We start from the raw sequence: 17,234 nt of genomic DNA, 5'->3' as shown, positions 1-17,234 counted from the left end.
CCTAACGTGCAAGACGCACGGCATTGAGCACCACGCCGGCCGAGCTGGCGGCCATGCCGAGGCCGGCGGCCCAGGGTGGCAGGTAGCCGGCCAGCGCCAGCGGCACGCAGGCCAGGTTGTAGAGCGCGGCCCAGGCCAGGTTCTGCCGGATCACGCGCACCGTGCGGCGCGCGAGCCGGCGCGCCACGGCGACGTCGCCCAGGCGGTTGGACAGCACCACCGCGTCGGCCTGCGCGCGCGCGACCAGCGCACCCTGGCCCATCGCGAACGAGACGTCGGCCTGCGCGAGCACCGGCGCGTCGTTGACCCCGTCGCCGACCATCGCCACACGGCGACCCTGCTGCTGGGCCGCCCGCAGCGCGGCGAGCTTGCGTTCGGGCGTGGCCTGCGCCACGGCATCGGCAATGCCCAGCCGCTGCGCCAGGCGATCGACGCGCTGCGGCTCGTCGCCCGACAGCAGCGACAGCGCGATGCCTTCCTGCCGCAGCGCCGCCATCGCGGCCGCGGCATCGGGGCGCAAGGCCTCGTCGAACTGCAGGCTCAGCAGCGGCTGGCCGACCGGTCCGAACCAGGCCTGCAGCGCGTCGGCGGTGGCGTCGGCACCGGCGCCGGTTCCGTCGGTTCGACCCAGCCAGGCGGCCGACCCGAGGCGCCAGCGCTGGCCGTCGGCATCGGTGGCCTCGAGGCCGGCCCCCGGGGTCTCGCGCACGTCGTGCCAGGGCGTGGCGGCCGTGCCGTCGTCGGGCACCGCTTCGCACAAGGCCTGCGACAGCGGGTGCCGCGACCAGGCGGCAAGCCGCGCGGCGGCGCGCAGCAGCGCCTCCTGCCGCGCCGCGGGCATCGGCTGCAGGGCCACCAGGCCGCGCCAGGCGGGCCGGCTGGCGGTCAGCGTGCCGGTCTTGTCGACGAACAGCTGCTGCACCACGGCCAGGTTCTCCAGTGCCTCGATGCGCCGCAGCAGCACGCCGCGCCGCGCCAGCGCACTGGCGGCGCTCAGCAGCGCGGCCGGCGTGGCCAGCGACAGCGCGCAGGGGCAGGTGACGATCAGCACCGACACCGCCACCCACACCGCACGCGAAGGGTCGATGCGCAGCCAGACCGCGGCCGCGCCGAAGGCCAGCAGCAGCACGCCCCACAGGAAGGGGCCGGCGATGCGATCGGCCGTCCGGGCCCCGGCCGGCCGCTGCGACATGGCCTCGCGCATCAGCGCGACGATCTGCTCGTAGCGCGTGTCGGCGCCGGTGCGCTCGACGCGCTGCACCACCGGCGCGCCCAGGTTCAGGCTGCCGGCCACGAGGGCCGCGCCGGGCCGCTTCGCCACCGGATGCGATTCGCCGCTGAGCAGGGCTTCGTCGGCCTCGGTCTCGCCCTGCAGCAGCGTGCCGTCGGCCGGGAAGGCGTCACCCACCGCCACGCGCACGCGGTCGCCGGGTTGCAGCCGGTGGACGCTCACGTCGTGCGGCATGTCCTGCTCGTCCAGCCGCTGCGCGGTGGCCGGCAGCGTGCCCAGCGCCTGCTCCAGCGCGGCGGCTGCGCGGTGCCGGGCTTTCATCTCGAGGAAGCGGCCGCCGAGCAGGAAGCTGATGAACATCGTCAGCGAATCGAAATAGGGCTCGCTGCCGAACAGCCCCTGCGGGTCGAACGCGGCGCCGCTGCTGGCGACGAAGGCCACCGCGATGCCCAGTGCCACCGGCACGTCCATGCCGATGCGGCGTGCCTTCAACGAGGACCAGGCACTGGCGAAGAACGGGGCGGCCGAGAAGGCCAGCACCGGCAGCGTCAACAGCCAGCTGGCCCAGTTCAGCAGCTGGCGCAGGTCCGGTGCCAGTTCGCCGGGGCCGGCCACGTAGGCCGGCGTGGCCATCATCATCACCTGCATCGCGCAGAAGCCGGCCACGAACAGGCGCCACAGCAGCTTGCGCGATTCGGCCTGGCGCAGCCCGCGCGCGGCGGCTGCCGTGTCGGGCACGGCCTGGTAGCCGGCGGCGGCCACCGCGGCCACCAGCGCCGAGGCGCGCGTGCGCTGCGGGTCCCAGCGCACCAGCGCGCGCTGCGCGGCGGCCTGCACGCGGGCCTCGACCACGCCGTCGACCTGGCCCAGCGCCTGCTCGATCAGGCCGGCGCAGGCCGCGCAATGCATGCCGCCGAGCTGGAACGAGGATTCGGCCAGGCCCGGCGTGAAGCGGGTGAAGCGCTGCAGCTCGACCGGGTCGTCCAGCACCGCAGCCGGCAGGGCCGGCGTGGCAGGCAGGACGGGCAGGGCAGGGGCGGCGGAGCTCATGGCAAGGGGCCGCCGCACTGTAGGAGCCAAGCCCTGGGGCGCTCTTGCGCTTTGTCAAGCCGCGCGGAACTGATCCACGTCAATCTGCGCGGCCGCTGCCCATTGCCTTGGCTCAAAGCCCTGCGCCGCGTGACATACCACAGTGCGCTGACGTTCAACCGATATCCGACGGATCGACAGCGAGGACGCGATGGAGACGATGGCGACGACGATGCAGCACAGCGGCGCACGGCCGACGGCGCGGATGGCAGCGGGTGCCCTGCCGGTGCCCTGGCGCGAACCCGGCCCGACCGAGGGTCCGGCCCTGCAGACCGAGTGCGAGGCGCTGCTGGCCGAGGCCTGCGCGCGCGGCGTGCTCGACCCGCCCAGCCCGGCGGCCTGGGCCGCCTTTGCCGAGGCGGCCACGCGCCGCCGCGTGACGGCGGGCACGCTGCTGCTGTCGCGCGAGCAGCCGGCGCAGGGCCTGTGGCTGATGGCCAGCGGCCTGGCCGCACTGGGCACGCGCGGCGACCATGGGCTGCTGCAGCACCGCTGCTCGGTGGGGGCCGGCAGCTGGCTCGACCTGGCCAGCGGCCTGCGCGGCACCCTGCAGGCCGAGGACGCGGTGGCCGAAACCGACTGCGTGCTGTGGCACTGGCCGTTGCCCGCGGTGCAGCGCGTGGTGCGCCAGCATCCGGACATCCTGAGCGCGCTGCTGTCCACGCTGGCGGCCGAGGTGCAGAGCCTGATCGAAGGCACGCGCGGGCTGATGATGAAGTGCGTGCTGGCGCGCTGCGCCACCTGGCTGCTGGCTCATGCGCAGCTGGACGACGCCACCGCGCTCACCGCCACGCTGCGGCTGCAGCAGCGCAAGCGCACCATCGCGCTGCAGCTGGGCACCACGGCCGAGACCTTCTCGCGCACCTTGCACCAGCTGCGCCGGCAGAACCTGATCGAGGTGCACGGCTACGACATCCGCCTGCTCGACGTGCCCGGCCTGCGCCAGGTGGCCGACCCGCCGCGCTGAGCGCCCGCCCGGCCCGCAGCCCGCCGGCGCGGCTTGACATTGCGCAAGCCGGGCCGGCCGCCAGCTGCCTACAGTGGGGTGATGCGACCACCGAGTTCACTTCGTTTGCTGCGCCCCGAGGGCGCGCGTCAGCGCCTTCGGGCGGCCGGGCGACGCTGACATGTTCTCGCGCTGGCCGATGGCCTCCAAGCTGCTGATGATCGGCTGCGCCTTCCTGGTGATGGCGCTGGGCTCGATCGGGCTGACGCTGTGGGTCTCGTGGCAGCTCGAGGGCGGTGCCGCGGCGGTCAACGAAGCCGGCCGGCTGCGCATGCAGACCTACCGCGTGGCGCTGATGCAGCCGCAGCCGGCGCTGCAGCAGGAGCGCGCGGCCGTGCTGCAGGCCATGGAAGCCAGCCTCGAGCGCCTGCGCGCCGGCGACCCCTCCCGGCCGCTGTTCGTGCCGTGGAACGACGCGACGCGCTCGCGTTTCGACGACGTGCGCGCGCGCTGGCAACTGCTGCAGCCGCGCTGGGCGGAGGCCGGCGTCACGCCGGCGCTGCCCGAGGTGGACGGTTTCGTCGAACGGGTCGACGGCTTCGTCGGCGCCATCGAGCAGCAGCTGTCGGACCGCACCGCGCTGCTGCGCAGCGTGCAGTTCGTGCTGGTGGCCCTGGCGGTGGTGGGCACCGTGGTCTTCCTCTACACCGGCCACCTGATCGTGCTGGAGCCGCTGCGGCGCCTGCGCGGTGCGGTGGCGCGCATCCGCAGCGACGACTTCTCGGCCCGCGTCGAGGTGCAGGCCGACGACGAGTTCGCCGAGCTGGCCACCGCCTTCAACGGCATGGCCTCGCACCTGCAGGCGCTGTACCGGCAGCTCGAGGCCAAGGTGGCCGAGAAGACCGAGCACCTGGAAGTCAAGCGCCAGCGCCTGGCGGCGCTGTACGAGGTGAGTGCCTTCATCGGCAGCGCCGATGCGCTGAGCGGGTTGGCCGAGGGCTTTGCCGCGATGGTGCGGCGCATCGCGCAGGCCGATGCGGTGGCCGTGCGCTGGGCGGACGCCGACAACGCGCGTTACCTGATGCTCGCTGCCGACGGTCTGCCCACCAGGCTGCGCGACGAGGAGCAGTGCGTGACCAGCGGCGACTGCCACTGCGGCCAGCAGGCGGCCCAGGCGCACACGCGCACGATTCCGATCGTGCCGGACACGGCCGTCGGCAGCCTGATGGCCGAGGGCCATTGCGGCCGCATCGGCTACCGCACGCTGCTGTCGGTGCCGGTGCGGCTGCACGACCGGCTGCTCGGCGAGATCGACATCTTCTTCCGCGAGGCGCGCGACCTGCAGCCCGAGGAGCGCTCGCTCTACGAGACCATGGCCAGCCACCTGGCCGCCCGCATGCACAGCCTGCGCGCCAACGCGCTGGAGAAGGAGAGCGCGGTGGCGCAGGAGCGCACGCTGCTGGCGCAGGAGCTGCACGACTCGATCGCGCAGTCGCTCGCCTTCCTGAAGATCCAGGTCGCGCTGCTGAAGGAGGCGATGCGCCAGCAGGACACGGCGGCGATGGCACGTGGCGTCGGCGAGCTCGAGACCGGCGTCAAGGAAAGCTATGCCGACGTGCGCGAGCTGCTGCTGCACTTCCGCACCCGTGCCAGCCACGAGGACATCATGCCCGCGCTGCGGCAGACGCTGCAGAAGTTCGAGCACCAGAGCGGCCTGCGCACGCAGCTGCAGTCCAGCGGCCACGGCGTGCCGCTGCCGGCCGACGTGCAGATCCAGGTGCTGCACGTGCTGCAGGAAGCGCTGTCCAACGTACGCAAGCATGCCGGTGCCACGCAGGTGCGGCTGTCCGTGCAGCAGGCGCCGGCCTGGCGCTTCGAGGTGCAGGACGACGGCCGCGGCTTCGACCCCGACGCCGTGCACGACGAAACCCATGTCGGCCTGCGCATCATGCGCGAGCGGGCGCAGCGCATCGGCGCCGAGGTGCGCCTGGCCTCCGCGCCCGGCGCCGGCACGACGCTGAGCCTGCTGCTGCCACCGATGGCCGCCGCCGTACCGCCCACCCTGCCCGAGCCCCATGAACACCGAGACGCCGATTCGCTTGCTGGTGGTCGATGACCACACGCTGTTCCGCCGCGGCCTGATCGCGCTGCTGTCGCAGTTCGCCGACCTGCAGGTGGCCGGCGAGGCCGGCGATGCCGGCGAGGCGCAGCGCCGCGCGCAGGCGCTGCAGCCGGACATCGTGCTGCTGGACAACCACCTGCCCGGCGTGCGCGGCATCGATGCGATCGCCGGCCTGAAGGAGGTAGCGCCGCAGGCGCGGGTGCTGATGCTCACCGTCAGCGAGGACGAGCAGGACCTGTCCGCCGCGCTGCGCGCCGGCGCGCAGGGCTACCTGCTGAAGACGATGGAAGGCGACGTGCTGGCGCAGTGCCTGCGCCGCTGCATGCACGGCGAATCGGTGGTGAGCCCGGAGATGACTAGCAAGCTCGTCAGCGCCTTCCAGGCGCGGCACGAGGCGGCCACCGGCACCGTGCCGGCAGCCGAGGAACCCGAAGAGACGCCCGCATCGCCGTTGGCGGCACTGTCCCCGCGCGAACAGGAGATCCTGCGCTGCATCGGCCGCGGCGCCAGCAACAAGGAAATCGGCCGCGAGCTCGGCATTGCCGAGACCACGGTGAAGATCCACGTGCAGCACATCCTGCGCAAGCTCAAGCTCAGCTCGCGGGTGCAGGCGGCGGTGGTGCTGGCCGGCAGTGCGGCCGCGCCCTGATCCGTCGGGCCGGGCCGCCGGCATCGTTCTTCCGGACGATGCCGCCGACCCCCGGCATCGTTCTTCCGCCACACCCGGCCGCCCCCAGCGAAGGATGTTCGCGCGCGAGGCCGGACCCGATAGTGCTGACATGCACAACACCCGGAGTCATGCGATGCCTGCCCCGACCCTGGCCCCCGCTGCAACGCCGCAGCGCGCGCGCCAAGCCCTTTCGGTGCTGATCGTCAGCACGCTGGCCTTCACCGTCTGCTTCATGGTGTGGATGATGTTCGGCGTGATCGGCATCCCGATCAAGAAGGCGCTGAACCTCAACGCCACCGAGTTCGGCCTGCTCACGGCCACGCCGGTGCTCACCGGCTCGCTGGTGCGGGTGCCGCTGGGCATCTGGACCGACCGCTACGGCGGCCGCATCGTGATGGCGCTGCTGATGGCCGCCACCGTGCCGGCGATCTGGCTGATGTCCTATGCCACCGCCTACTGGCACTTCCTCGCGATCGGCCTGTTCGTCGGACTGGCCGGCGGATCCTTCTCGGTCGGCACGCCGTACGTCGCGCGCTGGTTCCCGAAGCAGCGCCAGGGCTTCGCGATGGGCGTCTACGGCGCGGGCAACTCGGGCGCGGCGGTGAACAAGTTCGTCGCGCCGGCGCTGGTGGTGGCCTTCGGCTGGACCATGGTGCCGCAGGTGTATGCCGCGGTGATGCTGGGCACCGTGCTGCTGTTCTGGTTCTTCAGCCACAGCGACCCGGCTCACCTGGTGCCCAGCAACGTGAAGTTCGCCGACCAGTTGAAGGCGCTGAAGGACCCGCGCGTGCTGAAGTACTGCCAGTACTACAGCATCGTGTTCGGCGGCTACGTGGCGCTGAGCCTGTGGATGGTGCAGTACTACGTCGGCGAGTACGGCCTGGACATCCGCGTCGCCGCGCTGCTGGCGGCCTGCTTCTCGCTGCCCGGCGGCGTGCTGCGCGCCATCGGCGGCTGGCTGTCGGACAAGTACGGCGCGCACAGCGTCACCTGGTGGGTGATGTGGGTCAGCTGGATCTGCCTGTTCCTGCTGAGCTACCCGCAGACCGACTTCACCATCGTCACCGTCAACGGCGCGCGCACCTTCCACATCGGCCTGAACGTCTATGCCTTCACCGCGCTGATGGCCGCGCTGGGCGTCGCCTTCGCGTTCGGCAAGGCCAGCGTCTTCAAGTACATCAGCGACGAGTACCCGCAGAACATCGGCACCATCAGCGGCATCGTCGGCCTGGCCGGCGGCATGGGCGGCTTCGTGCTGCCGATCATGTTCGGCGCGCTGCTGGACCTGACCGGCGTGCGCTCGTCGGCCTTCATGCTGATGTACGGCGTGGTCTGGGTCTCGCTGATCTGGATGTACTTCACCGAGGTGCGCCGCACCGACGTGATGGGCCGCGACAGCCGCACCAGCACCCTGGCCGCGGCGCGCTGACCCCCTCTTCATCTCCCCCGCTGGAGGACACACATGAATGCCACCCTCGCCGCCGCGCCGAATGGTCGCCGCGGCCGCATGATCACCGTCTGGACCCCGGAGGACAAGGCCTTCTGGGAACGCGAAGGCGAAGCCGTCGCGAAGATCAACCTGTGGATCAGCGTGCCCGCGCTGTTCCTCGCCTTTGCCGTCTGGCAGGTGTGGAGCGTGGTGGCCGTCGGCCTGCCGGCGCTGGGCTTCAAGTACTCCACCAACCAGCTGTTCTGGCTGGCCGCGGCACCGGCGCTCTCGGGCGCCACGCTGCGCATCTTCTACTCGTTCATCGTGCCGCTGGTGGGCGGCCGCCGCTGGACGGCGATCTCCACAGCCACCCTGCTGATCCCCGCGATCGGCATCGGCATGGCGGTGCAGGACAACACCACCAGCTACCCGACGATGCTGATGCTCGCGCTGCTGTGCGGCCTGGGCGGCGGCAACTTCAGCTCCAGCATGGCCAACATCAGCTTCTTCTTCCCGAAGGAGCGCAAGGGCTCGGCGCTGGGCGTCAACGCGGGGCTGGGCAACCTGGGCGTCTCGGTGGTGCAGTTCTTGAGCCCGCTGGTGGTGACGGCCGGCATCTTCGGCATCTTCGGCGGTGACGCGCAGACCATCGTCAAGAACGGCCAGACGCTGCAGGTGTGGACGCAGAACGCCGCGTTCGTCTGGGTGCCGTGGATCGCGCTGGTCTCGGTGGCCGCCTGGTTCGGCATGAACGACATCGCCGATGCGCGCGCCTCCTTCGCCACGCAGGCCACCATCTTCGGCCGCAAGCACAACTGGCTGATGTGCGTGCTGTACCTCGGCACCTTCGGCTCGTTCATCGGCTATGCCGCGGGCTTCCCGCTGCTGATCAAGAGCCAGTTCCCCAACGTCAACCCGCTGGCCTATGCCTGGCTGGGGCCCCTGGTCGGCGCGCTGGTGCGGCCCTTCGGCGGCTGGCTGTCCGACAAGCTCGGCGGCGCCCGCGTCACGTTCTGGAACTTCGTCGTGATGGCCTGCGCGGTGGTGGGCGTGCTGTACTTCCTGCCCAAGGGCCAGGCCTCGCCCTACGCGTTCGCGTTCGGCCCGGCGGCCGGCAACTTCACCGGCTTCTTCCTGATGTTCCTGGTGCTGTTCCTCACCACCGGCATCGGCAACGGCTCCACGTTCCGGATGATCCCGGTGATCTTCCTGAACCAGGCGCTGAAGGGCGTGAACCCGAAGGACGCCGAGGCGGTGGCCCGCGCCACCAAGGAAGGCAATACCGAAGGCGCCGCGACGCTGGGCTTCACCGCGGCCATGGCGGCCTACGGCGGCTTCTTCATCCCCAAGAGCTACGGCAGCTCGATCTCGGCCACCGGCGGGCCCGAGCTCGCGCTCTACACCTTCATCGTGTTCTACCTGTGCTGCATCGCCATCACCTGGTGGAACTACAGCCGCAAGAACGCCCCCATGCCGTGCTGAGCAGGATCCCAAGACCATGAGCCACTTTCTCGATCGACTGAGCTTCTTCTCGCAGCCCCGCGAGACCTTCTCCGACGGCCACGGCGTCACCACCGGCGAAGACCGCACCTGGGAAGACGCCTACCGCAGCCGCTGGCAGCACGACAAGGTGGTGCGCTCGACGCACGGCGTCAACTGCACCGGTTCGTGCTCGTGGAAGATCCACGTCAAGGGCGGCATCGTCACCTGGGAAACCCAGCAGACCGACTACCCGCGCACGCGCTGGGACCTGCCCAACCACGAGCCGCGCGGCTGCGCCCGCGGCGCCAGCTACAGCTGGTACCTCTACAGCGCCAACCGCGTGAAGTACCCGCTGGTGCGCGGCCGGCTGTTGAAGCACTGGCGCGCCGCACGCGCGACGATGGGGCCGGTGGAGGCCTGGGCCGCCATCGTGGGCGACCCGCACAAGCGCGCCGAGTGGCAGAAGCAGCGCGGGCTCGGCGGCTTCGTGCGCTCGAGCTGGGACGAGGTCAACGAGATCGTCGCCGCGGCCAACGTGCACACCATCAAGCAGTACGGCCCGGACCGCATCATCGGCTTCAGCCCGATCCCGGCGATGAGCATGGTCAGCTATGCCGCGGGCTCGCGCTACCTGAGCCTGATCGGCGGCGTGTGCATGAGCTTCTACGACTGGTACTGCGACCTGCCGCCCTCCAGCCCGCAGACCTGGGGCGAGCAGACCGACGTGCCCGAATCGGCCGACTGGTACAACTCCACCTACATCATCGCCTGGGGCTCCAACGTGCCGCAGACGCGCACGCCGGACGCCCACTTCTTCACCGAGGTGCGCTACAAGGGCGCGAAGACGGTGGCGGTGACGCCCGACTATGCCGAGGTCAGCAAGCTGGCCGACATCTGGCTGCATCCGAAGCAGGGCACCGACGCGGCCATCGCGATGGCCATGGGCCACGTGATCCTGAAGGAGTTCTACGTCCAGCGCCAGGCCGCGTACTTCGACGACTATGCGCGCCGCTACACCGACCTGCCGCTGCTGGTGAAGCTGAAGAGCCACACGCTGCCGGACGGCCGCACGGTGCAGGTGGCCGACCGCTACCTGCGCGCCAGCGACGTGGCCGGCAACCTGGAACAGGCCAACAACCCCGAGTGGAAGACGCTGGCGATGGACGGTGACGGCCGCCTGGTGGTGCCCAACGGCTCGATCGGCTTCCGCTGGGGCGCGGCCGTGCGCGCCGACCTCGGCCGCTGGAACCTGGAGGCCAAGGAGGCCACCGCCGGCGCGGAAGTGAAGCTGCAGCTCTCCGCGCTGGAAGGCGCGGCCAACGCGCCGGCCGCGCAGCTGGCGCAGGTGGGCTTCCCGTACTTCGGCGGCATCGAGTCGCCGCAGTTCACCGCCAACAAGCAGGCCGAGGTGCTGGTGCGCCAGGTGCCGGTGCGCAACCTGCAGCTGCTGGAGAACGGCCAGCCGCAGAGCGTGCAGGTGGCCTCGGTCTATGACCTGATGCTGGCCCACTACGGCGTGGACCGCGGCTTTGCCGGCGACGACTGCGCGGGCAGCTACGACGACAACAGCGCCTACACGCCGGCCTGGGCCGAGCACATCACCGGCACCCCGCGCGACCAGATCATCACCGTGGCACGCCAGTTCGCCGACAACGCCGAAAAGACGCATGGCAAGTCGATGGTCATCATCGGCGCCGCGATGAACCACTGGTACCACTGCGACATGAACTACCGCGGCATCATCAACATGCTGATGCTGTGCGGCTGCATCGGGCAGAGCGGTGGCGGCTGGGCGCACTACGTGGGCCAGGAGAAGCTGCGCCCGCAGACCGGCTGGACCGCGCTGGCCTTCGCGCTGGACTGGGTGCGCCCGCCGCGGCAGCAGAACTCCACCAGCTTCTTCTATGCCCACACCGACCAGTGGCGCTACGAGAAGCTGGGTGTCGACGAGGTGCTCTCGCCGCTGGCCGATGCCAAGGCCTATGGCGGCAGCATGATCGACTACAACGTGCGCGCCGAGCGCATGGGCTGGCTGCCCAGCGCACCGCAGCTGAAGACCAACCCGCTGCAGGTGGCGAAGCAGGGCGGCGCCGACGTCAAGGCGCAGGTGGTGCAGGCGCTGAAGAACGGCTCGCTGCAGCTGAGCTGCGAGGACCCGGACGACCCGGCCAACTGGCCGCGCAACATGTTCGTCTGGCGCTCGAACATCCTGGGTTCGTCGGGCAAGGGCCACGAGTATTTCCTCAAGCACCTGCTGGGCACCAGCCACGGCGTGCAGGGCAAGGACCTCGGCCACGACGACGCCAAGCCCGACGAGGTGAAGTGGCATGCGCAGGCGCCCGAAGGCAAGCTCGACCTGCTGGTGACGCTGGACTTCCGCATGAGCACCACCTGCCTCTATTCGGACATCGTGCTGCCCACGGCCACCTGGTACGAGAAGAACGACCTCAACACCAGCGACATGCATCCCTTCATCCACCCGCTCTCGGCGGCAGTGGACCCGGCTTGGCAGGCGCGCAGCGACTGGGACATCTACAAGGGCTTCGCCAAGAAGTTCAGCGAGGTCTGCGTCGGCCACCTCGGCGTCGAGAAGGAAGTGGTGCTGACGCCGCTGATGCACGACACGCCGGCCGAGCTGGCCCAGCCCTTCGAGGTCAAGGACTGGAAGCGCGGCGAAGTGGAGCTGATCCCCGGCAAGACCGCGCCGCAGATCATGGTGGTCGAGCGCGACTACCCGAACACCTACAAGCGCTTCACCGCCCTCGGGCCCTTGATGAACACGCTGGGCAACGGCGGCAAGGGCATCGGCTGGAAGACCGATGACGAGGTGCAGCAGCTCGGCGAGCTCAACGGCTTCGTGCAGGAGCCCGGCGTCAGCCAGGGCCGGCCGAAGATCGAGACCGACATCGACGCCGCCGAGGTGGTGATGATGCTGGCGCCCGAAACGAACGGCCATGTGGCGGTGAAGGCCTGGGACGCGCTGGCCAAGCAGACCGGCCGCGAGCACGCGCACCTGGCGCTGCACCGCGAGGACGAGAAGATCCGCTACCGCGACATCCAGGCGCAGCCGCGCAAGATCATCAGCTCGCCCACCTGGAGCGGGCTGGAGAGCGAGAAGGTCTCGTACAACGCCGGCTACACCAACGTGCACGAGCTGATCCCCTGGCGCACGCTCACCGGCCGCCAGCAGTTCTACCAGGACCACCCGTGGATGCTGGCCTTCGGGGAGGGTTTCACCAGCTACCGCCCGCCAGTGGACCTGAAGACCATTGCCGACGTGAAAGGCCGCAAGCCCAATGGCGAGAAGGAAGTGGTGCTGAACTTCATCACCCCGCACCAGAAGTGGGGCATCCACTCGACCTACAGCGACAACCTGCTGATGCTGACGCTCAACCGCGGCGGTCCGGTGGTGTGGCTGTCGGAGGACGACGCGAAGCAGGCCGGCATCGTCGACAACGACTGGATCGAGCTGTTCAACACCAATGGCGCGATCGCCGCGCGGGCGGTGGTGAGCCAGCGCGTGAACCCCGGCATGGTGCTGATGTACCACGCACAGGAAAAGATCATCAACACGCCGGGGTCGCAGATCACCGGCCAGCGCGGCGGCATCCACAACTCGGTGACGCGCGTGGTGCTCAAGCCCACGCACATGATCGGCGGCTACGCGCAGCTGAGCTACGGCTTCAACTACTACGGAACCATCGGCACCAACCGCGACGAGTTCGTCGTGGTGCGCAAGATGAACAAGGTCGACTGGCTCGATGACGAATCGAGCACCGCTAAGGGAGCACACGCATGAAGATCCGCGCCCAGATTGGCATGGTGTTGAACCTGGACAAGTGCATCGGTTGCCACACCTGTTCGGTCACCTGCAAGAACGTGTGGACCAGCCGGCCCGGCATGGAGTACGCCTGGTTCAACAACGTCGAGACCAAGCCCGGCATCGGCTACCCGAAGGAATGGGAGAACCAGGACAAGTGGCAGGGCGGATGGGTGCGCCAGGCCGACGGCTCCATCGTGCCGCGCCAGGGCGGCAAGTGGAAGCTCTTGATGAAGATCTTCGCGAACCCGAACCTGCCGCAGATCGACGACTACTACGAGCCCTTCACCTTCGACTACGACCACCTGCAGTCGGCGCCCGAATCGAAGGCGGCGCCGACCGCAAGGCCGCGCAGCCTGATCACCGGCCAGCGCATGGAGAAGATCGAGTGGGGCCCGAACTGGGAAGAGATCCTCGGCGGTGAATTCGCCAAGCGTTCGAAGGACAAGAACTTCGACGACGTGCAGAAGGAGATCTACGGCCAGTTCGAGAACACCTTCATGATGTACCTGCCCAGGCTGTGCGAGCACTGCCTGAACCCGGCCTGCGTGGCCAGCTGCCCCTCGGGCTCGATCTACAAGCGCGAGGAAGACGGCATCGTGCTGATCGACCAGGACAAGTGCCGCGGCTGGCGCATGTGCGTGTCGGGCTGCCCGTACAAGAAGATCTACTACAACTGGCAGACCGGCAAGGCCGAGAAGTGCATCTTCTGCTACCCGCGCATCGAAGCCGGCCAGCCCACGGTGTGCAGCGAAACCTGCGTCGGCCGCATCCGCTACCTCGGCGTGCTGCTGTACGACGCCGACCGCATCCAGCAGGCCGCCAGCGTCGAGCATGACCGCGACCTGTACCAGGCGCAGCTGGACATCTTCCTGGACCCGCACGACCCGAAGGTCATCGCCCAGGCGCGCGCCGACGGCATTCCCGACGCGTGGCTGGAAGCTGCCAAGGCCAGCCCGGTCTACAAGATGGCGGTGGACTGGAAGGTGGCGCTGCCGCTGCACCCGGAATACCGCACGCTGCCGATGGTGTGGTACGTGCCGCCGCTGTCGCCCATCACCTCGGCCGCGCAGGCCGGGCACATGGGCATCAACGGCGAGATCCCGGACGTGAACCAGCTGCGCATCCCGGTCAAGTACCTGGCCAACCTGCTGACCGCGGGCGACACCCAGCCGGTGGTGCGCGCGCTCGAACGCATGCTGGCGATGCGCGCCTACCAGCGCGGCCTGCACGTGGACGGCAGCCAGAACCTGGCGGCGCTGGAGCAGGTGGGCCTGACGCCGGCCGAGGTGCAGGACATGTACCGCACGATGGCCATCGCCAACTACGAGGACCGCTTCGTCATCCCCAGCTCGCACCGCGAGTACGCCGAGAACACCTTCGACATGAAGGGCGGCTGCGGCTTCTCGTTCGGCAACGGCTGTTCCGACGGCGCCAGCGAGGTCAGCCTGTTCGGCGGCAAGAAGCGCCGCACGATCCCGATCAAGACCACGGTATGAGCGCAAGGAGCACGACCATGAGCATGGCATTCAGCCTGCGGGCACTCGCTCACCTGCTGGGTTATCCCGATGCGGCGCTGCGCGCCGACCTGCCGGCACTGGCCGAACTGCTGGCCGGCGAGCGGACGCTGTCGGCCGGCACCCGCGCGGCGCTGGCCAGCCTGATCGACGGCCTGCAGCGCGCCGACGGCCTGGCGGCGGAGGCGCGCTATGTCGAGACCTTCGACCACGGCCGCCGCACGGCGCTGCACCTGTTCGAGCACGTGCACGGCGACTCGCGCGACCGCGGCCCGGCAATGATCGACCTGCGCAACACCTATGCCAGTGCCGGCCTGTACCTGGACGAGGGCCAGTTCCCCGACTACCTGCCGGTGGTGCTGGAGTTCGCCTCGACGCAGGATGCGCGCACCGCGCGCGAGTTCCTGGGCGAGATGGCGCACATCCTCAGCGCGCTGCATGGCGCGCTGGCCGAGAAGCGCAGCCCCTATGCCGCGGTGATGGCCGCGGTGCTGGAACTGGCCGGCGAGAAGGTGCAGGCGGTGAGCCTGCCCCCCGAAGAGGCGCTGGACGCCAGCTGGGCCGAGCCCGAAGCCTTCGGCGGCTGCAGCAGCGCCGGCCAGCAGGCACCGAACACGCCGCAGCCGGTGCGGATCGTGCCCAGCGTGCGCGGCAAGTCCTATCAGAATCCTGGAGCGGCCACATGAACCACGACACCTCGATGCTCGACTTCCTGCTGTTCGGGCTGTACCCCTACATCTGCCTGACGGTGTTCTTCGTCGGCAGCCTGATCCGCTTCGACCGCGACCAGTACACCTGGAAGAGCGATTCCTCGCAGCTGCTGCGCACCGGCAGCCTGCGCTGGGGATCCAACCTGTTCCACATCGGCGTGCTGTTCCTGTTCTTCGGCCATGGCTTCGGCATGCTCACGCCGCACTGGCTGTACGAGCACTTCATCAGTGCGGGCAACAAGCAGCTGCTGGCGATGGTCTCGGGCGGCATTGCCGGCACGCTGGCCTTCATCGGCGTGTCGCTGCTGCTGCATCGGCGCCTGGGCGACCCGCGCATCCGTGCCACCTCCAAGACCAGCGACATCGCGCTGCTGATGTTGCTGTGGGTGCAGCTGGCGCTGGGGCTGGGCAGCATCGCGCTGTCGGCCCAGCACCTCGATGGCGGGCTGATGATGAAGTTCGGCGAATGGGCGCAGCGCATCGCCACCTTCCGCGGCGGCGCGGTGGAGCAGCTGGCCGAGGCCGGCCCGCTGTTCAAGCTGCACATGTTCCTGGGCATGACCGTGTTCCTGGTGTTCCCGTTCACCCGGCTGGTGCATGTGTGGAGCGGCTTCGCGACCGTGTTCTACCTGCTGCGGCCCTACCAGGTGGCCCGCAGCCGGCACCTGAACCTGCCGGCCGGCCACACGCTGCCCGCGCGCAAGGTCTGAACAGGAGGAATGCGCGATGACTGTCGAACTGAAGACACTGGAACCGGCGCGGGTTGGCGCGGTGCTGCTGCAACGTGCCGACGAAGTGCTGAGCGCCGATGAACTGCGCCAGCGTGCCTGCACCGAGTTGCTGCGCCAGCGCGCCCAGCAGTGCGGGCTGCTGGACGCCGGCGACGTGCCGGGCGACGATGGCGTGATCAGCGAGGCCGCGGCCCAGGCCATCGAGGCCCTGCTCGAGGCCGAGCTGCAGGTGCCCGAGCCCGACGACGCCGCCTGCCGCCGCCACCATGCTGCGCACCAGGCCCGCTACAGCCTGGGCGAGCGCGTGCAGTGCCGCCACATCCTGTATGCGGTGACACCGGGCGTCGACATCAACGCGCTGCGCCGCGTGGCCGAGCAGTCGCTGCTGGACCTGCGCGCGGAGCCCGAGGCCTTCGCGCAGCGCGCGGCCGAGCAGTCCAACTGCCCGAGCGCGGCCGATGGCGGCCAGCTCGGCTGGCTGCGGCGCGAGGACTGTGCGCCGGAGTTCGCGCGCGAGCTGTTCGCGCAGCCCGAGGTCGGCGTGCTGCCGCGGCTGGTGCACAGCCGCTTCGGGTTGCACATCGTCGAGGTGCTGGCGCGCGATGCCGGCCAGGCACAGCCCTACGAGGCGGTGCATGGTGCCGTGCGCCTGGCGCTGCGCCAGCAGGCCTATGCCACGGCGCTGCGCCAGTACCTGCAGCTGCTGGCCGCCGCGGCCGATGTGCACGGCGTGGCGCTGGACGCCAGCGACAGCCCGCTGGTGCAATGAGCGGCAGCGCGCAGCCGCCGGAGGACGACGACCTGCTGCAGCGGCTGCGCTGCTTCCACACCGACTACTTTCCGCAGTACCGCGAACGCTTCCGCGAGCTGGTCGACCAGGGCCAGCATCCGAGCACGCTGTTCATCGGCTGCAGCGATTCGCGCCTGGTGCCCTACCTGCTGACCGGCGCCGGCCCGGGCGAGCTGTTCATCGTGCGCAACGTCGGCGCGCTGGTGCCGCCGGCCGATGGGCTGTCGGGCCTGCACGGCACGGCCGCGGCCATCGAGTTCGCGGTGCTGAACCTGAAGGTCCGGCACATCGTCGTCTGCGGCCACAGCCACTGCGGCGCGATGCGTGCGCTGTACGGCGAGACGCCCGACGAGGCGGTGCACCTGAAGGCCTGGCTGGACATGGCGCGCGAGGCCGCGCTGCCGGTGCGCCTGAGCGAGGAAGCGCTGCGCCGCACCGAGCAGCGCGCGGTGGTGCTGCAGCTCGAACGCCTGATGGCCTACCCGATGGTGCGCCGGCGGGTCGAGGCGGGCGCGCTGTTCCTGCACGGCTGGCACTACGTGATCGAGGACGGCCAGGTGCATGTGTTCGACGTCGAGCGCGGCTGCTTCGTGCCGGCCGTGGAGGCCGGGCACAGCGGCACCGGGCCCTACAAGGCCTTCGAGGAACCGGACTGGCTGGACCTCGGCGCGGGGCGGGCGGCGGGCGACAACTAGTT

Annotated in this window: 12 protein-coding genes; 11 read left to right on the top strand and 1 reads right to left on the bottom strand. The window is 70.0% G+C overall.

Annotated elements, in window-relative coordinates; genetic code table 11:
• Position 1: 1 nt before the first annotated feature.
• A complete protein-coding gene (locus ACILR4_RS06215) occupies positions 2-2,281 on the bottom strand; it encodes a heavy metal translocating P-type ATPase (RefSeq protein WP_395699971.1) in 2,280 nt (759 codons plus the stop codon).
• Between the two features lie 190 nt (positions 2,282-2,471).
• Between ACILR4_RS06215 and ACILR4_RS06210 the strand changes: the two genes are divergently transcribed.
• The 11 genes from ACILR4_RS06210 to ACILR4_RS06160 all read left to right on the top strand — a co-directional run bounded on the left by ACILR4_RS06210 (position 2,472) and on the right by ACILR4_RS06160 (position 17,232).
• Positions 2,472-3,287, top strand: a complete 816-nt coding sequence (locus ACILR4_RS06210) for a Crp/Fnr family transcriptional regulator (protein ID WP_395699970.1) — start codon at positions 2,472-2,474, stop codon at positions 3,285-3,287.
• 178 nt (positions 3,288-3,465) lie between these two features.
• Positions 3,466-5,382 (top strand): type IV pili methyl-accepting chemotaxis transducer N-terminal domain-containing protein, encoded by a 1,917-nt coding sequence (locus tag ACILR4_RS06205; RefSeq protein WP_395699969.1) that lies wholly within the window; start codon positions 3,466-3,468, stop codon positions 5,380-5,382.
• Positions 5,342-6,037 (top strand): response regulator, encoded by a 696-nt coding sequence (locus tag ACILR4_RS06200; RefSeq protein ID WP_395699968.1) that lies wholly within the window; start codon positions 5,342-5,344, stop codon positions 6,035-6,037. Before ACILR4_RS06205 ends, ACILR4_RS06200 begins: the two co-directional genes overlap by 41 nt.
• 154 nt (positions 6,038-6,191) lie before the next feature.
• Entirely contained in the window at positions 6,192-7,487 is a 1,296-nt protein-coding gene (locus ACILR4_RS06195) for a nitrate/nitrite transporter (protein WP_395699967.1), read from the top strand.
• A gap of 33 nt (positions 7,488-7,520) precedes the next feature.
• Positions 7,521-8,969: an MFS transporter gene (locus ACILR4_RS06190; protein WP_395699966.1), complete on the top strand. Its 1,449-nt coding sequence runs from the start codon at positions 7,521-7,523 to the stop codon at positions 8,967-8,969.
• A 16-nt stretch (positions 8,970-8,985) separates the two neighbouring features.
• On the top strand, positions 8,986-12,768 hold the full coding sequence (locus tag ACILR4_RS06185) for a nitrate reductase subunit alpha (protein WP_395699965.1): 3,783 nt from the start codon (positions 8,986-8,988) through the stop codon (positions 12,766-12,768).
• Positions 12,765-14,288, top strand: coding sequence for a nitrate reductase subunit beta (gene narH / locus ACILR4_RS06180; protein ID WP_395699964.1), 1,524 nt, complete (start codon positions 12,765-12,767; stop codon positions 14,286-14,288). The genes ACILR4_RS06185 and narH overlap by 4 nt, the downstream gene beginning before the upstream one ends.
• Before the next feature lie 17 nt (positions 14,289-14,305).
• Positions 14,306-14,992, top strand: a complete 687-nt coding sequence (gene narJ / locus ACILR4_RS06175; RefSeq protein WP_395699963.1) for a nitrate reductase molybdenum cofactor assembly chaperone — start codon at positions 14,306-14,308, stop codon at positions 14,990-14,992.
• Entirely contained in the window at positions 14,989-15,726 is a 738-nt protein-coding gene (gene narI, locus ACILR4_RS06170) for a respiratory nitrate reductase subunit gamma (protein ID WP_395699962.1), read from the top strand. Before narJ ends, narI begins: the two co-directional genes overlap by 4 nt.
• A 16-nt stretch (positions 15,727-15,742) precedes the next feature.
• Positions 15,743-16,516 (top strand): peptidylprolyl isomerase, encoded by a 774-nt coding sequence (locus ACILR4_RS06165; RefSeq protein ID WP_395699961.1) that lies wholly within the window; start codon positions 15,743-15,745, stop codon positions 16,514-16,516.
• Positions 16,513-17,232 carry a carbonic anhydrase gene (locus ACILR4_RS06160; protein ID WP_395699960.1) on the top strand — a complete coding sequence of 240 codons (720 nt, stop codon included), beginning with the start codon at positions 16,513-16,515 and terminating at the stop codon, positions 17,230-17,232. The genes ACILR4_RS06165 and ACILR4_RS06160 overlap by 4 nt, the downstream gene beginning before the upstream one ends.
• Positions 17,233-17,234: the final 2 nt, after the last annotated feature.

Source organism: Aquabacterium sp., assembly GCF_044226965.1.
Taxonomy (GTDB): domain Bacteria; phylum Pseudomonadota; class Gammaproteobacteria; order Burkholderiales; family Burkholderiaceae_C; genus Pseudaquabacterium.
The sequence above is the reverse complement of the archived record's forward strand: the minus strand, read 5'-3'. Positions and strand labels throughout refer to the sequence as shown.

Coding starts and splice junctions, on each gene's coding strand:
- narI (WP_395699962.1), top strand. CDS start 14,989: ATGAACCACGACACCTCGATGCTCGACTTCCTGCTGTTCGGGCTGTAC.
- ACILR4_RS06210 (WP_395699970.1), top strand. CDS start 2,472: ATGGAGACGATGGCGACGACGATGCAGCACAGCGGCGCACGGCCGACG.
- ACILR4_RS06190 (WP_395699966.1), top strand. CDS start 7,521: ATGAATGCCACCCTCGCCGCCGCGCCGAATGGTCGCCGCGGCCGCATG.
- ACILR4_RS06215 (WP_395699971.1), bottom strand. CDS start 2,281: ATGAGCTCCGCCGCCCCTGCCCTGCCCGTCCTGCCTGCCACGCCGGCC.
- narJ (WP_395699963.1), top strand. CDS start 14,306: ATGAGCATGGCATTCAGCCTGCGGGCACTCGCTCACCTGCTGGGTTAT.
- ACILR4_RS06205 (WP_395699969.1), top strand. CDS start 3,466: ATGGCCTCCAAGCTGCTGATGATCGGCTGCGCCTTCCTGGTGATGGCG.
- narH (WP_395699964.1), top strand. CDS start 12,765: ATGAAGATCCGCGCCCAGATTGGCATGGTGTTGAACCTGGACAAGTGC.
- ACILR4_RS06185 (WP_395699965.1), top strand. CDS start 8,986: ATGAGCCACTTTCTCGATCGACTGAGCTTCTTCTCGCAGCCCCGCGAG.
- ACILR4_RS06160 (WP_395699960.1), top strand. CDS start 16,513: ATGAGCGGCAGCGCGCAGCCGCCGGAGGACGACGACCTGCTGCAGCGG.
- ACILR4_RS06195 (WP_395699967.1), top strand. CDS start 6,192: ATGCCTGCCCCGACCCTGGCCCCCGCTGCAACGCCGCAGCGCGCGCGC.
- ACILR4_RS06200 (WP_395699968.1), top strand. CDS start 5,342: ATGAACACCGAGACGCCGATTCGCTTGCTGGTGGTCGATGACCACACG.
- ACILR4_RS06165 (WP_395699961.1), top strand. CDS start 15,743: ATGACTGTCGAACTGAAGACACTGGAACCGGCGCGGGTTGGCGCGGTG.